We start from the raw sequence: 23,183 nt of genomic DNA, 5'->3' as shown, positions 1-23,183 counted from the left end.
TGATTGATTTTTATGATCAACGTGAGAAGAAGATGATTTATTTTCCTTTATATAGAATGAATGAGTCGCTAGATGAATACATATAAAAAGTAGGTTTTTTGATTGGTTCAAAGAGTGATTTTAGTGTTTTATAAACGTTCAATTTTAAAACATACTGACGTTTAAAATGAAAAGCATATTAGTGGGAAACAAAAGGATAGTATGTTAAAATTTAATCGTAAAAATCTATATCAAGCACTTTACGTTTTATAAAGGAGAGGTCAGTTAATGGAGAGTTTAAAGCTAGCTGAAAATGTTTACTGGTTGGGGGTTCAAGATCATGATCTTGAAGTTTTTGACGTAGTGATGGAAACAAAATATGGAACATCATATAATTCATACTTTGTAAAAGGTGAAAATAAAGTTGCCTTATTTGATACAGTTAAAGCGCCTTATTTTGAGGATTACTTAAAGAAAATTGAAAATCATGTTTCTGTAAATGAAATTGATTACATTATTGTTCATCACACGGAACCTGATCATGCGGGATCAATTGAAAAATTAATTAAGTTAAATCCAAATATTACAGTCATTGCATCTGCTGTTGCGATTCGTTATTTACGTAACATTGTCAATATTGATTTTAAATCACAAGCTGTTAAAATGAATGATGAATTAGATTTAGGTGGACGTACCTTAAAATTTATTTCGGCACCAAATTTACATTGGCCAGATACGATTTATAGTTATTTAGTAGAAGATGAAATTTTATTTACTTGTGATTCATTTGGTAGTCATTATGCGTTTGATGACGTCTTAATGTCAAAATTACCACAGGAGAAAAATGAAGATTATATGGATGCTTTATTAAACTACTATAATCCAATTTTTTCACCTTTTAAAACATATGTCTTAAAAGCTATTTCAACGTTATCTGGATTAAATATTAAAATGATTTGTCCAGGACACGGACCGGTTCTTGATACACGTATTGAGGAAATTATAAATGTTTATAAACAGTGGTCAACAGAAGAATGTTCAACTGAAAAATTAGTCGTCATTCCTTTTACATCAGCTTATGGATACACTAAAATGATGGCTGAAACAGTTAAAGAAGGAATCTTAATGGTAAATCCTAATGTAACAGTTCGCTTATACGATCTTGATATTAAGAGTTTCCCAGAAGTTAAAGATCAATTATTTGCAGATTTATATCAAGCGGATGCGATTGCTATTGGGGCGACAACGATTAATAAAGATGCGGTTCCAATCATATGGGATGTATTAACTAATTTAAATCCAATTACTCACGGTGGAAAATTTGGTGCAGTCTTCGGATCATATGGATGGAGTGGAGAAGCAGTAGATAATGTACATGCTCGCTTAACTCAATTAAAATTAAAAATGTTTGAACCAGTGAAGTTATGCTTTAAACCAGATGAAGAAAAGTTAGCAGATGTTTTAAAACTTGGAAAAACAATTGGTCGTAGTCTAATTAAAGGATGTTTAGTTTGCGACTTAGACTAAGGGGGAGAAGACAGTCAAATTTTGACTGTCTTTTTTGAAAGAGTAGTTATTTCAAATGGGACATGTTATAATTTAAGAAAAATATGGAAGAGGGGTGCTTGAATGGAAGCTTTAAATGAGCTTAAAGTGAATCAAGACACAATAGTGGAAGAGAAGAGTGGAATAAATGCAACACAATTAAAACTGATTGCACTGCTCACCATGTTCATTGATCATATTGGGGCCATTATCATGCCCTGTTTAATTGATTCTGCTCAAGCTAATCAAAATTTATCTTTATTTATTTCGCTAGAAGGAATTCTGATTTTAATGCGCTTAATTGGGAGGGTGTCATTTCCTATCTTTGCTTTTTTAATCGTTAATGGATATTTTCATACGTCAAATAAGTCAAATTACTTATTGCGGTTGACGGTGTTTGCATTAATTTCAGAACCATTTTTTGATTTTGCAAATACAGGAATGTGGCTAGAGTTTACGCATCAAAATGTTTTCTTTACATTAGCATTAGGATTATTAACGATTTGGGGATACGATAATATCGCTAAAGCTAATAGTTTTAATTTTGTTGCGGGATTGTACGTTCTAACGATGAGTTTAATGGCTGTCAATTTAAGAACGGACTATGATTTTTATGGGGTTTTAATGATCTTTATTTTTTATCTTTTTTATCAAAATAAAATGCGTTTATGCGTGATGATGATTTTATTGAATCTTTTATTATATGGTCCATCTATTGCCATGTGGCCTTATGTTTCATCATTAATTCATGATTCTTATGGTTTTCAATTGACAGGAATTAAAAATCTTTTATTACAGATCTTTGTTTATTTAAAATGTATTTCGCAATTATTTTCAGTTATTGCTCTTTGGCCATTAGTTAAATACAATGGAGAAAAAGGAGATTCAACTTTAAATAAATATGCTTTTTATTTATTTTATCCGATTCATTTATGTTTGTTAGGTTTAATTGTCAGTGTCTTAAAATATATTTTATAGCTCGTGAGCGACAGCTCATGAGCTTTTTTAATGAAGATGTAAAATAGTGTATTTTTTACTAAAAATATGATATAATCCGAATGGATTTTAGTAAAAGGTGGTCATTGAAATGTCTAATATGAATATCAACAAATCGTATAAGAAACAACTTATTTTAGCAAAAGCTTTATATAAAGAAGGTTTTTTTGCTAGCTATCATGTTTCAAGACATTTGAAAAATTTATTACGTATCCGTTCGATCTTATTAGCTTTAGGTTCAGAGTGGGAACAAACACATTATTTAGAAGCTTCTTTAAGTAAAAAACTACAAACCTTACATGAAAATACACAAAAAAGTTTAAAACAATCAACGATGTCGGTTAAGGAGTGGGAAGCGAAAGTTTATGAACTAGAGGCACAAATAGAAGAACTCCCGCTTCAACGAGGGAATGAACAATTGTTTTTGTTAATCCAACAATTAAGAAGTCTAATGGTTGATTTAAATGATAAACTACTTACTTATCATCAACGTTTTAAACGAATGGAAGCAGATTTACTTTTTATTATGGAACACGTCGAATCAGAAGAAAAAGTAGCATAACGCATTAGTCATAAAGAAAAGTCTTAGGGGGAAATCTAAGACTTTTTTAATCGGATTTTATTCGTTTGACTTAATTTTGGATAGGTTACAATTAATTAGACAGTTTTTTTAAGGTCATGTAAAATGATAAATTATATTAATCTAAAGGAGCTTTAATATGACCCAAACGAAAACTCGTAGACCTCGCCGTACTTACTCAGATGAATTTAAGAATCAATTAGTTCAACTTTATCTCAATGGTAAACGTAAATGTGATATTGTTCGTGAATACGATCTCTCATCGTCTTTACTCGATAAATGGATTAAGCAATCAACGTCTACTGGTTCTTTTAAGGAGAAAGATAACCGAACAGACGAAGAAAATGAATTGATTCAACTACGCAAAAAGATTAAACAGCTTGAAATGGAAAATGATATTTTAAAGCAAGCCGCGCTGATCTTAGGACGAAAATAAATGTGATTAAAAACAATACTCACAAATATTCAGTTTCAGCGATGTGTAAAGTCCTTCAGGTGCCTCGTAGTACCTACTATTATGAATCTAAAGCGAACAAAGATGAGTCTCAACTAGTGGCTGATATCGTTGAGATTTTTCGTCGAAGCCGAAATAACTATAGGGTCCCCGTCCTTTCCGAAGGAAAGGTATCCTCCTTTGATGGGCAGTAGACGCGAAAAATTAAGCAAGAATTGAAAAAGATGGGACAACAAGTCTCACGCCGTCGCATCGGTCGTATCATGAAACAAGTTGGTCTTGTCTCAAATTATACGGTCGCTCAATTTAAACCGCATCCAGCTAAATGTAACGAAGATAAGATCAAAAATATCGTGGATCGTAACTTTGATGAACAGCCTCATTTAAACGTAGTTGTCAGTGCTTTAACGTACGTTAGAGTTGGTCATCGCTGGCACTATCTTTGTGTGCTTGTTGACCTGTTTAATCGTGAAATTATTGGTTATAGTTCAGGTCCCAATAAGGATGCAGAGTTAGTTAAGGAGGCTTTTTGTACAGTCAAAACTAACCTAAGTCAAATCAAGATCTTCCACACAGATCGGGGAAATGAATTTAAGAATCAAATCATTGATGAGATTTTAGATACGTTTAACATTGAGCGATCTCTAAGCATGAAGGGTTGTCCTTATGATAACGCTGTCGCAGAAGCGACTTATAAAGTCATTAAAACCGAATTTGTAAACAATCAAAGGTTTGAAACACAAGAACAATTAGGCTATAAATTTGCCGATTACGTTAACTGGTATAATAACCATCGGATTCACTCTTCACTGGGATACTTATCCCCAGTTGAATATCGTCAAAATACCCTTAAAAAAGTTGTTTAGTTTAGTGTTGACAATCCATTTTTCATATTAAAAAATCTATCGTTAATCAGAGGATTAAGGTGTATAACATTTGGTGATATACGACTTCAGGACGAGCTCAGCTTTTAAAATTTGATGAGGATCATGAAAAATTATCATTCTTTCGAATTGAATGAATGAACGTCGTCGATAATAAAAGATAGGAAATCTTTTAGACGTTGCCTTTAAATGGAGCGAAAAGTTAATTTCTACTTTTCACAAATTTTGGCGCGTGTTATAATATAATGACTTTAAAGGAAAGAAAGTGATGAAATGTTAGCAGGAAAATTTCATGAAATGACAGTGGAACGTCAAACACCACTTGGCTATACATTAACGCTAGATGGTGAAGAGTTCTTTTTACATCAAGCAGAAATAACAAGACCAATTGAGATTGGAGAAACAGTTGAAGTTTTCGTTTATTACGATGCAAAAAAACGATTAACTGCAACGATGCAAGAACCAGTCGTTACAACGGACGAATTTGGTTGGACAGAAGTGGTAGATGTTCGTGAAGATTTAGGTGTCTTTGTAGACATTGGAATTAATAAAAATATTTTAATTGCACCATCAGATTTACCAATTTTTAAATCTTTATGGCCACAAGTTGGAGATTATGTTTATTGCTATTTAAAAGAATCTCAATCAAATTACCTCTTTGCGATTTTAGCTCGCCCACAAGAGTTTGGTGGAGTAAAAGAAGAAGCGCCACAATCATTACACGGTAAAACAGTTAAAGCACGCGTCATTCGTACAGGTAAAATTGGAACGAATGTGATTACGGAAGAAGGATATATGGGATTCATCCATGAAAGTGAACGTCGTGAAGAGCCTCGCTTAGGAGAAGTGGTTGAAGGACGTGTCGTACGCGTGAAAGAAAATGGAGAGTTCAATATGTCGTTAATTCCGCAAAAAGAATTCGCCATTGTAGAAGACTCAGATATTATTTTAGACTACTTAATGGGTCGTCGTGGAGCGATGCCGTTTTATGATAAATCAGAACCAGACGATATCCGTCGTGTCTTTAAAATGAGTAAAGCTTCATTTAAACGTGCACTAGGACGCTTAATGAAAGAAGGGAAAGTGTATCAAGAAGATGGATGGACTTATTTAAAAGAAGAGCCAACATCAGAAGATAACTAAACTGACATCAAAGATGGAGGGTGCGATAGATGAATATTTTGAAGCATGAGCAGGTTTCGGTTAAGTTGAAAAACTTAGGTATTATGATCATTGGATCATTTTTATATGTTTTAGCGATGAATATGTTTATAACACCTGCTAATTTATATACGGGTGGTGTGACAGGGATTTCACAGTTAATTATCGCCTTTGTCTTTTCAACCACAGGTATCCAGTTAAGCTTAGGATCGTTAATCTTCATCTTAAATGTGCCACTACTTTATTTAGCTTGGCGCTCAATTGGTAAACGATTTGCTTTCTTAAGTATTGTGGCTGTTGTGTTGCAATCAGTCATTTTAGAATTGGTACCAATTGGAATATTTTCTGATGACATTTTATTAAATGCTGTCTTTGGTGGCGTATTAATTGGTGTTGGACTAGGCATGATCTTAAAAATTGGTGCCTCTACCGGAGGAACAGATATTATTTCACAATATCTTTCGATGAAAGTTAATGGTTCATTTGGAAAATATTCATTTGCCATTAATGCCGTGATTATTGTCTTAGCTGGAGTGACACAAAGTTGGGAAACGGCGTTATATACGATTATCTCAATTTATATTACTTCTGTTGTCGTTGATAAAATTCATACCGTTCATCAAAACTTAACGTTATATATCGTAACAAGTAAGGAAGAAGAAATGATTGAATCGCTTCAGCAGCAACTTTATCGAGGGATTACTGTTTTAGAAGGCCGAGGAGCTTATACAAAAAATAATAAAAGTGTTTTAATGATGGTTTTATCTAGCTATGAGTTATATGAAGCATTAGCTGTCATTAAAATGGTTGATGAGCATTCATTTACTAATGTGGTTCAAAGTGAAATGATTCAAGGACATTTTGTTAGAAAAGAAATTAAATAAGTGGGGGTTTTTGACAAAAATTAAAACTTTCACGTGATATCCTATCTCTACTTGTGATAGGAGGGGAAGTAGATGGCAATTCAAGTAAAGTGTTTTGATGAAGAACATGAGCTCGACTTAGAAACTGTCGTCAATGAATTTTTAAAAACATTACCTTATCAATCCGTCGTAGATATTAAGTACTCAATTTCACATTTTAGTGATACAGAAGGACAGGTTTATAGTTATTCTGCGATGGTTATATATGAAACCTAAAAAGCGTCTTTTGGACGCTTTTTTATATTTGTTTCAAACTTTTGAAAAGATCAAAAATTAGATGAAGAAAAGTTCACAAAATAGTAACAAATTTTTCATTTCATATCTTCAAAAATCATGTTATAATTTCACAAGAATTAAAACATGATTCCGTTTGAAAGAAGAAAGGCTTCGGGGTAAACGGAAGTGGAGGAAGTTAGGAATGGGTATAGTAAAGACAGAACACTTTAGAAAAGAATTTAAAAGTCTAGCAATGATTTCGGTTGGGACGTTATTATTTGCCATAGGAATCAACTGGTTTATTAATCCATCGGGGTTGTATGTCGGTGGTGTGACAGGGATTTCACAGTTAATTAGCCGCCTCTTGTATACGTCTTTTGGAATTAAAATTAATTTAGGGTTATTAATTTGGTCGATTAATATTCCATTATTGTTAATTTCATACAAATTTATAGGTAAAAGATTTACCTACCATACGTTATATACGGTTACGTTTATGACACTGAGTTTAAATATTATTCCTGAGATTACTTTATCAGACGATGTCTTATTAAATATTGTCGTTGGTGGAATGATTTATGCTTTAGGTGGAGGAACCATTTTAAAGTATGGTGGATCAACCGGAGGACTTGATATCCTATCACAAATTTTATCGATGAGAACTCAAGGGTCGTTTGGACAATATTCTTTTGCTGTTAACTGTGTGATTATCGCAATTGCTGGCTACTTTGATGGGTGGGAAGTGGCATTATATACAATTTTATTAATTTTTGTACAAATGCAAATTATTGACCGCATACATACTCCACATCAAAGTTATACTGTCTTTATTGTTACAAATAAACAAGAAGAAGTGATTTCAACTTTACAAAGCCGTTTAGGGCGTGGGATTACTATTATTAATGCAGAAGGGGCTTACACGCATCAAAATCGTAGTTTATTAATGATGGTCGTTTCAAGTTATGAATTATACATTGCATTACAACTGTTAAATGAAGTGGATCCAAACTCATTTACAAATGTTTTACAAAGTTCACGAATTCAAGGGAACTTTGGACGCAAAATTGTCGATAAAGCTCAATAAGTAAAAAGCTGTTTCTGATAAAGAAGCAGCTTTTTATTGTTTTTATTCGTTTCAAGAAAGGGTGATGAATTTAGGGGATAATTGTGTGAAATCGCAGATGAAAGTAGGCAGATTATGTTATAATATAAAATGACATCACTAGACATATAACAGACAAGCAGGAGAACGGAGTGATATTATGGCAAATGCCCGAGAATTGGCATTGCAGACGTTAACCGATATTTTAATAGAAGGAGCTTATAGCAATCATGCTTTAAGCGAACAAATTGAAAAAAATGAGTTAACAGTTCAAGATAAAAACTTTATGACTGAATTAGTTTATGGAACGTTACAGCATGAACAATTATTAAATTTTTATGTAACGCCATTCTTTAAAGGAAAAGTGAAAGCATGGATTCGCATTTTAATCCAAATGACTTTATATCAAATTTTATTTTTAGATAGTGTTCCAGAGCATGCAGCTATTTCTGAAGCTGTAACGATTGCCAAAAAACGTGGCGGGCAGTTTAATGGAAAATTAGTCAATGCTATTTTAAGAGAGATCATGCGTACGCCATTACCAAGTTTTGAAACCATTAAAGATCAAGAGGAACGTTTAGCAATTGAAACGTCACATCCGCTTTGGTTAATTAAATTATGGAGTAAGCAATATGGTTATGAAAAAGCGGTTCAAATGGCGAAGGCTAACAATGAGCGTGTTCATGTCACGATTCGTGTCAATGGTGTTAAAGGAACGCGTGAAGAGTTAAAACAAAAACTTGAATCTGAAGGAATTACATGTACTTATGGATCGTTAAGTGAAGATGCTTTAGTCGTGTTAAAAGGAAATGTCATTCAAACAAAAGCATTTGAACAAGGGTGGTTTTATGTTCAAGATGAATCATCTATGCTAGTCGGTCGAGCATTAAAACCAAAACATCATTCAAAAGTATTGGATACTTGCTCAGCACCAGGTGGAAAAACAACACATCTCGCTGAAATCATGCGTCAAACGGGAACGGTATATGCGCATGATGTGTATGATCATAAAATCAAACTCATTGAAGCTAATGTCAATCGACTAGGATTAACGAATGTGGTCGCAACATTACAAGATGCAATGACGTTAAATGAACGCTATGAAGCTGAAAGTTTCGATGCCATTTTAGTGGATGCTCCTTGTTCAGGACTAGGAATTTTAAGACGACATCCTGAAGTGAAGTTGACAAAAAAACCATCCGATCTTGATGAAATTACGAGTATTCAAAAACAGATTTTAAATACAGTTGCTCCTCTTTTAAAACCAGGAGGAACACTCGTTTACAGTACGTGTACAGTGAATCGTAAAGAAAATGATAAAATGATTGAACAATTTTTAGGTCAACATTCAGATTATGAACTTGATTCAACCTTAGTTAAACGACTTCCCGATGCTTTAAGCGATCAAACACAGCATGGAATGGTTCAATTATTTCCAGGTGACTATCAAACGGATGGATTTTTTATCGCTTGTTTAAAACGTCAAGGCTAATCGTGATAAAACATGCATGAGAATCGATCGTTTCGCCCGATAATAAAGAGAAGGCCGATTCATATAGATAAAGGATGATCATTTAAAGAGAGCTAATTGAACTCAAAAAGACTGTTTAATTTACTTTCTTATTTTTTAGGAAGTAAACATAATGAATGAGTTATAATTTAGATGAATTTAGTAGAAATGGTGGTGCTAATATGGAGTTTAAATCCATTTTTAGTTTAGATATGACAGATTGGCAAGATTGGTTAGTCGCTAATAAACAACCTAAATTTAGAGCGTCACAAATCTTTGATTGGTTATATAAAAAACGTGTTAAAACAATTGATGAGATGAGTAACTTACCAAAAGATTTAAAAGCTTTATTAAGTGAATCGTTTGATTTTACTACGTTATCAGAACGTAAAAAACAAGTAGCAAGTGACGGGACGACAAAGTTTTTATTTGAATTAGCTGATGGAAACTTAATTGAAACGGTATTAATGCGACATAAGTATGGATGTTCTGTTTGTGTGACGACACAGGTTGGATGTCGCATCGGATGTAAGTTCTGTGCTTCGACATTAAGTGGGTTAAAACGTAATTTAGAAGCGGGAGAAATTGTTAGCCAAGTATTACGTGTTCAACAATACTTAGATGAGACAGATGATCGTGTAAGTCACATCGTTGTCATGGGAATTGGGGAACCTTTTGAAAATTATGAGAATCTCTCTCAATTCATTAATATTATTAATAATGAAAAAGGTTTAAATATTGGAGCACGACACATTACAGTTTCAACAAGTGGGATCGTTCCTAAAATTTATAATTTTGCTGCTGATCATCCTCAAGTTTCGTTTGCTATCTCGCTTCATGCCCCAACGGATGAATTACGTACAACGTTGATGCCAATTAATCGTGCCTATCCGTTAGAAAAATTAATGCAAGCGGCACACTTTTATGTGAATGAAACGAACCGACGAATTACTTTTGAATATGGATTGATTAAAAATGTGAATGATACGGTAGAGTGTGCGAATCAATTAGCCGATTTAGTTAAAGGGCTTAATTGCCACATTAATTTAATACCAGTGAATTACGTTCCAGAACGTGGATTTGATCGTACACCACTTGAACATATTGAACAATTTGAGAAGACATTGAAAAAACGTGGGATAAATGCAACTGTTCGACGCGAGTTAGGAAGTGACATTGACGCGGCTTGTGGGCAGTTAAGAGCTAAAGAGGGGGCTTTATAAAATGTTTGACCAGATGTGTTATAAGACTGATATTGGAAAAATTCGACCACACAACGAAGATGCTGTTAAAATTTATAAAAATCAAAATTGTACAATCGTAGTCATTGCCGATGGTATGGGAGGCCATGAAGCTGGAGAAGTGGCTAGTGCGATGGTACTGCATAGCATTGAAGAGCATTTTAATGAGGATTTAATTTTTAATGATTCTGAGGTGCTCAGAAAATGGTTAAAGCAATTATTACAACAAGTTAATGAAAATATTTTGAGTTATATTGAAGAACATCATCTTTCACATGGAATGGGAACAACAGCCATTGTCGCCGTGATGACAGAGTCTTTTATCGCATTTGCACATATCGGGGATAGTCGAGCATATGTTTTATCTCATGACCAATTAAGACAAATTACAAAAGATCATACGTTTGTTCGTAAACTTGTTGAGGAAGGTAAGTTATCTGAGCAAGAAGCTAAGAATCATCCGCATCGTAACATTATCATGAATGCTCTTGGGGTGAACAAATCATTAAAATTTGACTATTTAGTGTTAGAACGTTATCAGTTAGATGCCATTTTACTTTGTACGGATGGATTAACATCGATGGTGGATGATCAAGAAATTCTTTCTATCTTAAATGAAAAAAGATCAACAGAAGAAAAAGTAAATTTACTAATTGAATTGGCAAATCGTAACGGAGGAACTGATAATATATCTGTTGCCTTATGTGAAAGCCTCGAAGGGAGTGACTGTCTATGATTATCGGGACAACCATTAATTCACGATATGATATTAAGATGTTGATCGGTGATGGTGGGATGGCTAATGTTTATTTAGCCTATGATCGTACGTTAAAAAGACATGTGGCTATTAAAATGTTACGTTATGAACTATCAAAGGATGAACGATTTATCAAGCGATTTAAACGAGAATCAGCACAAGTCATTAATTTAGATCATCCAAACATTGTTCATGTTTATACAGTAGGTGATTACAAACAACAACCATTTATTGTCATGGAGTATGTAAAGGGAAAAACACTGAAAGATTATTTGCGTGAACATAAAGCGCTGGATCCTCAAATAGCGATGCATATTATGACGCAATTAGCTGAAGGGGTCTTATATGCTCATCAAAATAAAATTATTCATCGTGATCTTAAAACGCAAAATATCATGATTACGGATGAACAAGTTGTTAAAATCACAGACTTTGGAATTGCTCTTTCGAGCAATGAAGCAGATGTGACTCAAACGAATACGATTATGGGATCGGTTCATTATTTAGCACCAGAGCTTGCACGCGGAAATTTAGCAACAGAGCGATCAGACATTTATGCGTTAGGAATTATTTTATATGAGTTATTAACGGGAGATGTTCCATTTAAAGGTGAGGGAGCCGTTAATATTGCGCTTCAACATTTAGAAGCCGAAATGCCATCGATTAAATTAGTGAATGAAGACTTACCAAATAGTTTAGATAATATTATTAAGCGCTGTACATGTAAGGTTCCGGCTGATCGTTATCATAGTGTGACTGAGTTGCTAGTTGATCTTAAGTCAGCTTTGGCAACTGAGCGTGCAGATGAGCCGTTATTAAATGGAAGTTTAAAAGAAGAAGATTTAGAAAAAACAATGGTGATGACGGACTTGAAGAAGGAGGTATCTGAAGAAATGGCGAAAAAAGCAACAAAAGGTCGTCCATCTAAGAAGCGAAAAGGAAACATGCAAAAGAAATTTGGCTTCTTAAACTCAGCTATCTTAGTCTCTTTTACAGTATTTATTATTTTAGCGATGATTTTGTATTACATCATTATTTATCAACCTGCTAAGCATAAAGTAGCTGAAGTTCATGTTCCTGATATTTCAACCATGACTGTATCAGAGGCAGAAAAAGAACTAAGTGAAATTGGCCTTAAGTATGGAAGTGTTATTTATATTGAAGATGAAAATTACGAAGATGGAGATGTATTTAAAACCTCACCATCGATTGGAACACGCGTTAAGGTGAATTCAAGTATCACGTTATACGTCGCTAAAACACCAGAAAAATCATCTTCAACCGATCAAGAAGAATAAAGAAGAATCAAATGATAAAAGAATTTATCATTTAGTAGGTGATAACTTGAAAAAAGGAATTATTTTAAAAGCATTAAGTGGATTTTATTATGTTGAAGATCAAGAAACGAAAGAGATGATTCAATGTCGTAGTCGTGGATTATTTCGTAAACAAAAAATTACGCCACTTGTTGGTGATCATGTTGAATTTTTAGTTGAGCCGGATGGAAACGGTTATGTCATGGACATTGGGCCTCGTAAAAATGAATTAGTTCGTCCACCGATTGCTAATGTGGATTTGGCACTCGTTGTGTTTTCTGTCAAAGAACCAGACTTTAGCCCTAAATTACTCGATCGTTTTTTAGCGGTTATTGAAATGAATCAAATCGAACCGATCATTGTTTTAACTAAAATGGATTTATTAAGTGAAGAAGAACGACAAGCCATCGATTCAAGTATTCAGTACTATAAACAAATTGGATATGAAGTTATCGAAACGTCATCTAAACAACATGCAGGAATTAATGTGGTCAATGATTTAATTAAAGATCGCATTGTTGTCATTTGCGGGCAGTCAGGAGTAGGAAAATCTTCATTACTAAACGCTATTGATCAAACGTTAAAAATTCAAGTCAATGAAATTTCTAAGGCACTTGGGCGTGGAAAACATACGACTCGTCACGTTGAATTACATAAGCTAAGTGATGGTTTAATTGCCGATACTCCAGGATTTAGTTCCTTAGATCTTGATCAATTAGAAGCGATCGACTTATCACAATGTTTTGTTGAGTTTTATGAACGATCTGAACAGTGTAAGTTTAGAGGTTGCTTACATGAAAACGAACCACGCTGTGCTGTAAAAGCAGCTGTTGAAACAGGAGAGATTTTACCAACGAGATATGAAAACTATCTTCAGTTTTTAACTGAAATTAAGTCTCGAAAACCAAAGTATTAATTTAAAGGAGTAGAAAAGATGTTAAAAATTGCACCATCAATTTTAGCCGCTGATTTTTCTAAGTTAGCAGAAGAAGTGAAATGTGTTGATTCATTAGGAGCAGATTATATTCATATCGATGTGATGGACGGTCATTTTGTTCCTAATATTACATTAGGTCCAGGAATTGTTAAGTGTTTACGTCCGCATACGAATCTTCCATTTGATGTTCATTTAATGATTGAAAATCCCGATCAATATATTAAAGAATTCAAAGATGCTGGAGCTGATATTATTACGGTTCATGTAGAGGCGTGTCGTCATTTACATCGTACATTACAATTAATTAAACAATATGACATGCAATGTGGTGTCGTTTTAAATCCGCACACGCCACTTGAAATGATTAAACACGTGCTACATGATGTGGATTGGATTTTAATTATGTCAGTTAATCCTGGATTTGGTGGGCAGGCATTTATTCCTGATGCCTTATCGAAAGTTGCAACATTAAATCAGTGGCGTCAAGAACAAAACTTATCTTATATCATTGAAGTTGATGGTGGAGTTAACGAAGAAACAGCTCGTTTATGTGAAATGGCTGGAGCAGATGTTGTAGTCGCTGGATCAGCCGTTTTTAACGCTGCTGATCGTGCGTTAGCCATTCAAAAAATTAAGGGGTAATAATCATGAAGATTGCAATTATTAGCGGAGCGCCTCAGCCATGGTTAGATTTAGAAGAGATTCGTTCAAGTTTTGTAATTGGTGTTGATTACGGGGCACTAACAGCCGTGAATCAAGGATTACATCTTAATTTGGCAATTGGTGATTTTGATTCAGTCACAGACTTAGAGTTTGAGGTCATTAAACAGGGTTCATCAGAAATCATTAAGTTATCTCCTCAAAAAAACGAGACAGATACAGAAGTCGCTTTAAACGTAGTTCTTGCTAAACAAGCCACTGAGGTTGTTATTTATGGAGCTTTAGGAGGTCGAATCGATCATAGTTTAGCTAATATTCGTTTATTATTGCAATTTATCAAAAAGGGAATCTCTATTACGTTAGTGGATCAAAAAAATATACTAACCATTTTATCTCCAGGGCAACATGAAATTAAGCAGCCTAGGTTGCCGTATATTTCTTTTTTTGCTCTAGAATCAACGGTTGAAAATCTAACTTTAACAGGGTTAAAATATCCATTAAAAAATTACACGTTAACTCAAGAGGATATTCGTTGTATCAGTAATGAAATCATTGATTCCTCGTTTAATGTGTCGTTTAGCAGTGGTTATTTATTAATGATCTATAGCTGTGATTAAGTTTTAGTCATATCCTCTCTCTTTAGGCCATATAGTGTACAGTAATTAATATCGTTGAACAGGGAGTGGATGAGATGAGATTTTATACCATTAAATTACCAAAGTGGATCAGTGCGATCGTTGTAGGTATTATGAACATGTTTAAAAAACACTAAAAATAGTTGTCGATTAAATCGGCAACTATTTTTTTATACTTAAAAGGCAGTAAGATCAAAGCCGATTTTTTCATCCTTTTAGCTTATGAATCATAAACTTAAGGTAGATGATCGTAAAAATAAAAAGTGTGATAGTTGTTTAGTTAAAAATCTAGAAATTAAGAAAATGATTTAAGTTTGAAGGAGGAGAATTTAATGTCCTACCTATCTATCTTAGAGGAAGTTGAAAAAAGACATTTGAGTGTAGCAAAAGCCATTAAAGAGATTGAAAAAGAATCCAAACGTCAGCAAAAACAACAAGTTAAAAAACTAAAATTATATTTCATGGATGGCAAAAGAAAGCGATCATTACCTGGTGTTTCTTTTGGATTCGTTAAGCATTTTTTTAAATTATGTGCCTCTTTTATTCAATTAGATGTAGAGGAAGGTCAAGCTCAATATAGTAAAGAAGAGTTAGATACAATATTAATGCATCTTGAAGAAGTGTTACAAATGATGAAAGAGTACCCGCCACTAGAAGTCATTAGTATTCAGGCAAAAGATAAGAAAATTCAAATTATGACGAGATAGGAATAAACGCTTAAGTTTCTTATAAAATTTCTTCTCATATAAAAACTGAAAATCAACATACCAAACGTCAAAGGAGGGGAGAAGATGGAAAAAGAAATTGAAAAAATCATGAAGATGATTGAACGTGGAACGATTACTGCAAACGATGGCCAACAATTACTTCAAGCCATTAATAAAGGAAAACATCAAGTCAAAGAGAGAAAAAAGAAAATGTTGGGACAGATGTTACATATTAATATAAATAGTTATGAGATTGATCAAGTCATTGATATTAACATCCCCCTTCGATTAACTCAGTCAATATTAAAAATGAAATGTATTCAAAAACAAATTAAGTCACCATTAAACTCCGACTTAGAGATCGATTTAGATGAATTAATAGAGTTAATTAATCAGCAAGATACCGATGAAATTATGAGCTTGCAAACAAATTCAACGAGTATTCAAGTTTCAGTGAAATGAATAATGTTTCAAAGGATAAGAAATAAACGATTTACAGTAGAGAGGATGATGAAATTGAATCAAGAATTCAGCCAAGTGTTAAAGATGATTGAAGCCGGAACCATTACAGCAGAGGAAGGTCAAAAATTAATTCAAGCGATGGATAAAAATCAGTTAGAAAAGAAACCGATAGATACTAATTCAATAGGACGATTTTTGAAAATAGACATTTTAACAAAAAAAGCAGGAGAAAAAGAGGATGTTCAATTTAAGTTTCCTCTACGTTTAGCGAAAGTCTTTTTAAAAACGGGAGTCGTTCAAAAGCAACTAAAAGCTAAACTAGGAGAAGAGATTGATTTAAAGATTGATGATCTTTTATTGTTAGTTGATTCTCAAAGTAAAGAAGAGCTAATGACGATTGACACGAATAACGCTCAAATTCATATTTCTATTGAGTAAAGTGCGCATTAAAAGTTTTAAAATGAAGCAGATTAATAACATAAAAAAGGTTATCTCCGAAGAGATAACCTTTTTTATGTTATTAATAAACGCGTTCTACTTTTCCTGATTTTAATGCGCGAGCAGAAACGTATACTTTTTTAGGTTTACCGTTTACTAAGATTTTAACTTTTTGAACGTTAGACTTCCAAGTACGTTTTGAAGCGTTCATAGCGTGTGAACGAGCGTTTCCTGTTTTAGTACGACGTCCAGTAACTGTACAAACACGAGCCATTAGTAAAAACCTCCTTACTTCACATTCTTATCTAAGACTCCTATTAATTTATCATACTTTTTGTTGATTAGCAAGTTTTTTTGAAAGAATTGCAAAGAATAGTGATGAGAAGTTGGTTTTCCGATGAGGAGATGGCATTTTATATTTGTCAATGTGTATAATATATAGTAAAATTGAACTTAAGAAAATAGCGCTAAGGGAGGTTTGTCACCTATGACAGTCCAAATTAAAAATGAATATGGTCGAATTGACATTTCAAGAGATGCTCTTTCAACAGTCATTGGAAATGCAACAACTGAATGTTACGGTGTAGTTGGAATGGCTTCTAAAAATTTAGTTAAAGATGGATTAGCTGTTGTTTTAGGAAAAGAGAATTATAGCAAAGGTGTTACACTACGCGCAGATGAAAATAATAAACTAATTGTTGACTTATATGTCATCGTTGGAATTGGTATTAAAGTTTCAGAAGTTTGTTTTGAAATTCAGAAAAAAGTTCAGTATGTGATCGAAAAAACTTTCGGAGAACATGTTAAAGAAGTTAATGTGTTTGTGCAAGGAGTTAAAGGGTTAGATCGCTAGGAGGAGTATTATTCATGTCGTTAAAACAAATTAATGGTATTTTATTTAAGCAAATGGTAATTAACGGAGCTAACAACTTAGCGAATAAATCAAAATACGTTGATCAACTTAATGTTTTCCCAGTTCCAGATGGAGATACAGGGACGAACATGAGTATGACAATGACAGCTGGAGCTAAAGCATTAGTTTCTTTAGAAGAAGCCTCAATCGGTAAAGTAGCTAAAGTGTTATCACGTGGGTTATTAATGGGCGCACGTGGAAACTCAGGTGTTATCTTATCTCAGTTATTTAGAGGATTTGCAACAGGTCTTGAGGGGAAAGATGAAGCGAACATCGAAGAGATTGCAAAAGCATTAGAAAGCGGAGTTAAAACAGCTTATAAAGCAGTTATGAAACCTGTTGAAGGAACGATCTTAACGGTTGCTCGTGAGTCAGCTGAAGCTGCGGTTGAAAAATATGAAACAGTTGATTCAATTGTTGATTTATATGAATTAGTGGTTAGCGAAATGCAAGTTTCATTAGATCGTACACCAGAATTATTACCTGTTTTAAAAGAAGTAGGGGTAGTAGATAGTGGTGGACAAGGATTAACTTATATTTTTGAAGGATTCTTAAAAGCATTAAAAGGTGAAACGATTGCCTTAGAAGAAGTAACAGAAACAAACGCAGAATCTGCACAAATGGCTTTATCAAATGATGAAGCTGAGTTTGGTTACTGTACAGAGTTTATTTTACGAATTGATGAAAAACGTACACCATTCAAAGAAGATGTTTTCCGTGGACGTTTAGAAAAATTAGGAAACTCAATTGTAGTCGTTCAAGATGAAGATATCGTTAAAGTTCATGTTCATACGTTAACTCCAGGTGAAGCATTAAATTTAGCTCAAAAACATGGTGAATTCATGAAGTTAAAAATTGAAAACATGACTGAGCAACATAATGAAATCATCGGACAAAATGCACCACAAGAAGCACCAGCTAAACGTGAACAAGCTGAATATGGAATTATTTCAGTTGTAGCCGGTGAAGGAATTAAAAATTTATTTGAAGAACAAGGATGTCATTATGTGATCGAAGGTGGACAAACAATGAACCCTTCAACAGAAGACTTCTTAAAAGCAATTGATGAATTAAATGCAAAAAACATTATCATATTACCGAATAATAGTAATATTATTATGGCCGCTAACCAAGCTGCACAAGTAACTGAAGATGTGAATGTAGTTGTTGTTCCATCAAAAACAATTCCACAAGGATATACAGCATTAATGATGTTCAATGAGAATGCTTCAGTTGAAGATAATACTGAAGAAATGACTCAAGCCATTGCAGAAGTTAAGTCTGGACAAGTAACTTATGCTGTTCGTGATACACAAATGAATGGTGTAGATATTAAAGAAAATGACTTTATCGGAATTTTAGATAAAGATATTGTGGTTTCTGTTCCAAGTCGCTTCGAAAGTGCTTGTGCCTTAGTGGATCAAATGATCGATGAAGATAGCGAAATCGTCACAATTCTTTTCGGAGAAGGTGTCGATGAAGATGAAGCAGATGAGTTAGCAGAATATATTGAAAATAAATTTGAAGATGTTGAAGTAACAATTTTTGAAGGTCAACAACCTGTTTATTCATACATCATTTCTGTAGAATAGTTGTTAAAAGGCGTAAGTTTAAAGCTTGCGTCTTTTTTATGCTTTGAATGGCTAATTTGTTTATGCTAAAATAAAGATAAGACAGAACAAATGTTTACTAAATTTATTTCATAAAAATTGAGAGGATGTGATGACATGTCACTAGCAGCGATTCCAGTAGAAAAAGTAAAAGGTGTAGGTCCTTCACTTCTTGAAAAACTTCACCAGCTTAAAATTAAAAGTGTGAAGGATTTGCTAGAGTATTTTCCTTATCGCTACGAGAATTATGAGTTAATTGACATTCATCGCGCCATGCATGAAGAAAAAATCACAGTTGAAGCGAAAGTGATTACGGCTTGTCAAGTTCAGTATTATGGGAAAATGAAAGCACGAATGACGTTTAATGTCTTAGTGAATCATGAAGTCGTCAAAGTAGTTGTTTTCAATCGAACCTTTTTGAAAAATCAACTAAAACTTGATACACTGATTACGGTCACAGGGAAATGGGATCTCGGTCGAAAAGTCATTACTGCAACGGATATTAAAATTGGATCATCAGAAGGACGAGGGATTGAACCCGTCTATTCTTTAAAGGAAGTTCCATTAAAAACATTTAAAAAAATTTTAAAGTCAGCTTATGATCAGTATAAAACTCAAATCGAGGACGATTTACCGTTGCAACTAAAACAGCAGTATCGCCTGATTTCTTATGAAGATGCGGTATTGTTTTCACATTTTCCAGAAAACAAAGAACAAATTCGACAAGTTAAGCGTCGGATTAAATATGAAGAGCTTTTAAAATTTCAATTAAAATTACAATATTTACGTTACCAGACCAAATGTGAGCGTCAAGGAGCAGAAAAAGTTTTTGATGAGCAACAAGTGAGCGAGTTTATTAATCAACTTCCCTTTGAGTTAACGGATGCGCAGCTAAAAGTAATCGGTGAAATTAAAAAAGATTTACAATCAGGAAGTCGGATGAATCGCTTATTACAAGGAGATGTAGGTTCGGGAAAAACCGTTGTTGCAGCGGTCAGTTTATTAATGGTCATGCTTTCAGGCTACCAGACCGCATTAATGGTACCTACTGAGATTTTAGGCCAACAGCATTATAAATCACTTGTTGAGTTATTTGGTCCATATGAAGGATTTAAAATAGAGTTTTTAAGTAGCTCGGTTAAAGGGCGACGTCGTCGTGAGATTTTAGAAGGATTAGCAGCAGGTGAGATTCATTTAATTATCGGGACACATGCCATTATTCAACAGGATGTCGCGTTTAAAAACTTAGGATTAGTCATCACTGATGAACAGCACCGATTTGGTGTCAATCAACGAAAGATGTTACGAGAAAAAGGGGAGTTTGTTGATGTCTTAATGATGACCGCGACCCCTATTCCGAGAACATTAGCCATTTCTGCTTTCGGTGATATGGATGTGTCAATTATTAATCAACTTCCTCAAGGTCGAAAGCCGGTTGAAACATTTTTAATGGATAGCTCAAAGCTTGATCGAGCACTGGGATTTATTCAAGAAAATATTTTGGATCAAGGTCAGCAAGCCTATGTTATTACCCCACTTATTGAGGAATCTGAGGTCATGGATGTTCAAAACGCAGTTGAAGTCTATCACTTATGGCAACATCATTTTAAGGGACGTGCTAACGTTGGACTCATGCACGGTCGCTTATCACAGGCTGAAAAAGATGCTGTGATGGAAGATTTCGTAGCTAACCGTTCACAAATTTTAATTTCAACAACGGTCATTGAAGTTGGGGTGAACGTCCCGAATGCTAACCTGATGCTGATTTATGATGCTCACCGATTTGGATTGTCACAATTGCATCAGCTAAGAGGTCGCGTTGGACGTGGAAGTCAGCAAGCTTATTGTTTATTAATGAGTGACATCAAAAATGAGCAGAGTTTAGAACGCTTGAAAATTATGACGGGAACGACGGATGGATTTGAAATTGCTGAGGCAGATTTAAAATTACGTGGACCAGGTGATTTTTTTGGTGAGAAGCAATCGGGAGCACCTGTTTTTAAAATGGCAGATCTAATTGAAGACTACAATATTTTAGAAGTCGCCATGCAAGATGCTTATCGTTTAGTGAGCAGTGACGAGTTTTATCATAATAATGAATTTTTATCATTACGAGACTATATTCAAGAAACCGTTGCAAATGAAATGCATCAATTTGATTAAAATGGTATTCTTTCTGATCTAAAATGGTTTATAATGTTTATTAGCAAATAAAATAGAGGAAATAGGTGAATTAATTAATGATTAAAATTGGATTAGATGCAATGGGTGGCGATTTTGCACCTGAACAAACAGTCTTAGGAGCCTATGCTGCTGTTGAAAAGTTTGATGATATTGAAATTACTTTATATGGAATTGAATCAGAGATAAAAAAATTCATGAAATCATCACACGATCGTATTAAAATTGCTCATTGTGAGGAAGTCATTCCAATGGATATTAAAGATCCTGCGATGGCAATTCGAAAATATAAAGATTCATCGATGGTTCGCGCGTGTAAAGATGCAAAAACAGGTGAGATTGATGCGGTCGTTTCAGCTGGAGCAACAGGTGCGTTAATTGCAGCGGGAACATTAGTCGTTAAGCGATTAAAAGAAGTGGAACGTCCAGCTTTAGCACCAATCATGCCAACGATTAAAGAAAATAAATATACTATTTTATGTGACGCTGGTGCAACGAGTGAAGGGAAACCACAGTATTTATATCAAAATGCTAAAATTGCATCGATTTATGCACGTGAAGTGATGCATATTCAAAATCCAACCGTAGCTCTTTTAAATATTGGAACAGAGGATGGAAAAGGAACAGACTTACAAAAAGAAGCCTTTGCTTTAATTGCTGCTGATCAAACAATCAACTTTGTTGGAAATATGGAAGGAAAAACAATGATTTCAGGAGAAGTTGATATTATCGTTGCTGATGGTTATTCAGGAAACATTGCGTTAAAATCAGTAGAAGGAACTTCAAAATCACTATTATCATTAATTAAAGAAGAGCTAATGTCTTCAACTCGTGGGAAAATTGGTGCTTTATTATTAAAGCCTGCTTTTGCACGTATTAAAAAACGTATGGATGCATCAGAAGTGGGTGGAGGAATTTTACTTGGAGTTTCAGCACCTGTGATTAAGGCGCATGGATCGTCTGATTCAGTTGCTTTAATGAATGCCATTCGTCAAGCACGTGAAACAGTGGTTCAAGATGTTGTTTCAAAAATTAGTGAGGCTTTAAAAGCAGAGGAGAAATAGTTAGTGATTCCGGCGAAAATCTCATCTATTTTCGTCGAAATCTATCAACTCACGCTGAATAGCTTGTGTAATAACAGGAAAAGGGTTATAATTATTTGGACTTTGAATGGAGGTGAAAAATATGGCATATTTAGATCAATTAACGGAGTTTTTAACTGAAAATAAGATTCCATTTAAACAATTGGATCGTTATTGTCAGGCATTTACGCATTCATCTTATGTGAATGAGCATCGTCACTTAAAAATTGAAGATAATGAACGTCTTGAATATTTAGGAGATGCTGTGTTAGAGCTGACCGTATCAAATTATTTATTTAATTTAAAACCTGCGTTATCTGAAGGGGAAATGACTAAAATTCGTGCCCAATTAGTCTGTGAGCCGTCTCTAGAGTCTTATGCACGCAATTTAAATCTTGGGCAATTAATGTTGCTTGGGCGTGGAGAAGAAAATTCAGGTGGACGTGAGCGTCCAACTGTATTAGCGGATGCATTTGAAGCTTTTATTGGGGCAATGTACCTTGATTTAGGAATGGATGTTGTTTATTCATTTGTTCATGAAATTATTCATAACGCCTATCAACAAGGTTCAGTCACACAAGTGTTTGATTATAAGAGTACGTTACAAGAGCTTGTACAGGCTGATTCTAAAAAGGCAATTGAGTATCGTATTGTCTCTGAAACGGGGCCAGCTCATAACCGTTCATTTGAATCCATCGTTTTATTAGATGGTATTACGCTAGGACGTGGAATTGGTAAAACGAAAAAAGAGGCGGAACAACAAGCCGCTAAAGGTGCTATTGAAATCTTAGCTAAATCATGTGAGAAAAAATAGTCAGATGCAGGAAGAAAGCAAAACTTTATTTGTTTAAAATATAGTTTTGCTTTCTTCTTTTTATTTTAAAGGAGGGATAA

The 23,183-nt window shown here is 34.1% G+C and carries 24 protein-coding genes and 1 pseudogene; 24 read left to right on the top strand and 1 reads right to left on the bottom strand.

Annotated elements, in window-relative coordinates; genetic code table 11:
* Positions 1–267: 267 nt before the first annotated feature.
* The 19 genes and pseudogenes from JRC48_RS05755 to JRC48_RS05670 all read left to right on the top strand — a co-directional run bounded on the left by JRC48_RS05755 (position 268) and on the right by JRC48_RS05670 (position 16,503).
* Positions 268–1,506, top strand: coding sequence for an FprA family A-type flavoprotein (locus JRC48_RS05755; protein ID WP_235070891.1), 1,239 nt, complete (start codon positions 268–270; stop codon positions 1,504–1,506).
* A gap of 102 nt (positions 1,507–1,608) precedes the next feature.
* Positions 1,609–2,502: a TraX family protein gene (locus JRC48_RS05750; protein ID WP_235070890.1), complete on the top strand. Its 894-nt coding sequence runs from the start codon at positions 1,609–1,611 to the stop codon at positions 2,500–2,502.
* Positions 2,503–2,611: 109 nt separating this feature from the next.
* Positions 2,612–3,082: a hypothetical protein gene (locus JRC48_RS05745; protein WP_235070889.1), complete on the top strand. Its 471-nt coding sequence runs from the start codon at positions 2,612–2,614 to the stop codon at positions 3,080–3,082.
* 157 nt (positions 3,083–3,239) lie between these two features.
* A pseudogene (locus JRC48_RS05740) lies at positions 3,240–4,420 on the top strand (IS3 family transposase).
* 291 nt (positions 4,421–4,711) lie between these two features.
* Positions 4,712–5,581 carry a S1 RNA-binding domain-containing protein gene (locus tag JRC48_RS05735; RefSeq protein ID WP_235070888.1) on the top strand — a complete coding sequence of 290 codons (870 nt, stop codon included), beginning with the start codon at positions 4,712–4,714 and terminating at the stop codon, positions 5,579–5,581.
* A 29-nt stretch (positions 5,582–5,610) separates the two neighbouring features.
* Positions 5,611–6,483 carry a YitT family protein gene (locus tag JRC48_RS05730; protein WP_235070887.1) on the top strand — a complete coding sequence of 291 codons (873 nt, stop codon included), beginning with the start codon at positions 5,611–5,613 and terminating at the stop codon, positions 6,481–6,483.
* A 72-nt stretch (positions 6,484–6,555) separates the two neighbouring features.
* Complete coding sequence (locus JRC48_RS05725; protein WP_235070886.1) at positions 6,556–6,738, top strand: sporulation protein Cse60; 183 nt, start codon at positions 6,556–6,558, stop codon at positions 6,736–6,738.
* 202 nt (positions 6,739–6,940) lie between these two features.
* Positions 6,941–7,822: a YitT family protein gene (locus JRC48_RS05720; protein WP_235070885.1), complete on the top strand. Its 882-nt coding sequence runs from the start codon at positions 6,941–6,943 to the stop codon at positions 7,820–7,822.
* A 178-nt stretch (positions 7,823–8,000) separates the two neighbouring features.
* Positions 8,001–9,332 carry a 16S rRNA (cytosine(967)-C(5))-methyltransferase RsmB gene (gene rsmB, locus JRC48_RS05715; RefSeq protein WP_235070884.1) on the top strand — a complete coding sequence of 444 codons (1,332 nt, stop codon included), beginning with the start codon at positions 8,001–8,003 and terminating at the stop codon, positions 9,330–9,332.
* Between the two features lie 200 nt (positions 9,333–9,532).
* Positions 9,533–10,573 (top strand): 23S rRNA (adenine(2503)-C(2))-methyltransferase RlmN, encoded by a 1,041-nt coding sequence (gene rlmN, locus JRC48_RS05710; RefSeq protein ID WP_235070993.1) that lies wholly within the window; start codon positions 9,533–9,535, stop codon positions 10,571–10,573.
* A 1-nt stretch (position 10,574) separates the two neighbouring features.
* Positions 10,575–11,327 (top strand): Stp1/IreP family PP2C-type Ser/Thr phosphatase, encoded by a 753-nt coding sequence (locus JRC48_RS05705; protein ID WP_235070883.1) that lies wholly within the window; start codon positions 10,575–10,577, stop codon positions 11,325–11,327.
* Positions 11,324–12,646 (top strand): Stk1 family PASTA domain-containing Ser/Thr kinase, encoded by a 1,323-nt coding sequence (gene pknB, locus JRC48_RS05700; RefSeq protein WP_235070882.1) that lies wholly within the window; start codon positions 11,324–11,326, stop codon positions 12,644–12,646. Before JRC48_RS05705 ends, pknB begins: the two co-directional genes overlap by 4 nt.
* Positions 12,647–12,692: 46 nt before the next feature.
* A complete protein-coding gene (rsgA, locus tag JRC48_RS05695; RefSeq protein ID WP_235070881.1) occupies positions 12,693–13,580 on the top strand; it encodes a ribosome small subunit-dependent GTPase A in 888 nt (295 codons plus the stop codon).
* Positions 13,581–13,598: 18 nt separating this feature from the next.
* Positions 13,599–14,243, top strand: coding sequence for a ribulose-phosphate 3-epimerase (gene rpe / locus JRC48_RS05690; RefSeq protein WP_235070880.1), 645 nt, complete (start codon positions 13,599–13,601; stop codon positions 14,241–14,243).
* Positions 14,244–14,248: 5 nt separating this feature from the next.
* Positions 14,249–14,878 carry a thiamine diphosphokinase gene (locus JRC48_RS05685; RefSeq protein ID WP_235070879.1) on the top strand — a complete coding sequence of 210 codons (630 nt, stop codon included), beginning with the start codon at positions 14,249–14,251 and terminating at the stop codon, positions 14,876–14,878.
* Between the two features lie 74 nt (positions 14,879–14,952).
* Positions 14,953–15,033 (top strand): stage V sporulation protein SpoVM, encoded by an 81-nt coding sequence (gene spoVM / locus JRC48_RS12770; RefSeq protein ID WP_370630397.1) that lies wholly within the window; start codon positions 14,953–14,955, stop codon positions 15,031–15,033.
* 195 nt (positions 15,034–15,228) lie between these two features.
* A complete protein-coding gene (locus JRC48_RS05680) occupies positions 15,229–15,603 on the top strand; it encodes a hypothetical protein (protein ID WP_235070878.1) in 375 nt (124 codons plus the stop codon).
* 84 nt (positions 15,604–15,687) lie between these two features.
* Positions 15,688–16,065, top strand: coding sequence for a hypothetical protein (locus JRC48_RS05675; protein WP_235070877.1), 378 nt, complete (start codon positions 15,688–15,690; stop codon positions 16,063–16,065).
* 54 nt (positions 16,066–16,119) lie between these two features.
* A complete protein-coding gene (locus JRC48_RS05670; protein ID WP_235070876.1) occupies positions 16,120–16,503 on the top strand; it encodes a hypothetical protein in 384 nt (127 codons plus the stop codon).
* Positions 16,504–16,585: 82 nt separating this feature from the next.
* On the opposite strand, the gene rpmB is transcribed toward JRC48_RS05670, so the two are convergent.
* The gene (rpmB, locus tag JRC48_RS05665; protein ID WP_055245030.1) at positions 16,586–16,777 is read right to left on the bottom strand and encodes a 50S ribosomal protein L28; all 192 of its coding nucleotides are present in this window, start codon (positions 16,775–16,777) and stop codon (positions 16,586–16,588) included.
* A 213-nt stretch (positions 16,778–16,990) separates the two neighbouring features.
* Between rpmB and JRC48_RS05660 the strand changes: the two genes are divergently transcribed.
* From JRC48_RS05660 to rnc, 5 genes are all read left to right on the top strand, one after another.
* Complete coding sequence (locus JRC48_RS05660) at positions 16,991–17,356, top strand: Asp23/Gls24 family envelope stress response protein (RefSeq protein ID WP_055245032.1); 366 nt, start codon at positions 16,991–16,993, stop codon at positions 17,354–17,356.
* A gap of 14 nt (positions 17,357–17,370) precedes the next feature.
* Positions 17,371–19,008 (top strand): DAK2 domain-containing protein, encoded by a 1,638-nt coding sequence (locus JRC48_RS05655; RefSeq protein WP_235070875.1) that lies wholly within the window; start codon positions 17,371–17,373, stop codon positions 19,006–19,008.
* 135 nt (positions 19,009–19,143) lie between these two features.
* The gene (gene recG, locus JRC48_RS05650) at positions 19,144–21,189 is read left to right on the top strand and encodes an ATP-dependent DNA helicase RecG (protein WP_235070874.1); all 2,046 of its coding nucleotides are present in this window, start codon (positions 19,144–19,146) and stop codon (positions 21,187–21,189) included.
* A gap of 77 nt (positions 21,190–21,266) precedes the next feature.
* Positions 21,267–22,271 (top strand): phosphate acyltransferase PlsX, encoded by a 1,005-nt coding sequence (plsX, locus tag JRC48_RS05645; RefSeq protein ID WP_235070873.1) that lies wholly within the window; start codon positions 21,267–21,269, stop codon positions 22,269–22,271.
* Positions 22,272–22,392: 121 nt separating this feature from the next.
* Complete coding sequence (gene rnc / locus JRC48_RS05640; protein ID WP_235070872.1) at positions 22,393–23,103, top strand: ribonuclease III; 711 nt, start codon at positions 22,393–22,395, stop codon at positions 23,101–23,103.
* Positions 23,104–23,183: the final 80 nt, after the last annotated feature.

The sequence above is a fragment of the Turicibacter sp. TJ11 genome (genome assembly GCF_021497505.1).
In the GTDB taxonomy this organism is placed as follows: domain Bacteria; phylum Bacillota_I; class Bacilli_A; order MOL361; family Turicibacteraceae; genus Turicibacter.
Note: the sequence above shows the minus strand (reverse complement) of the source record. Positions and strands in the feature narration are given on the sequence as shown.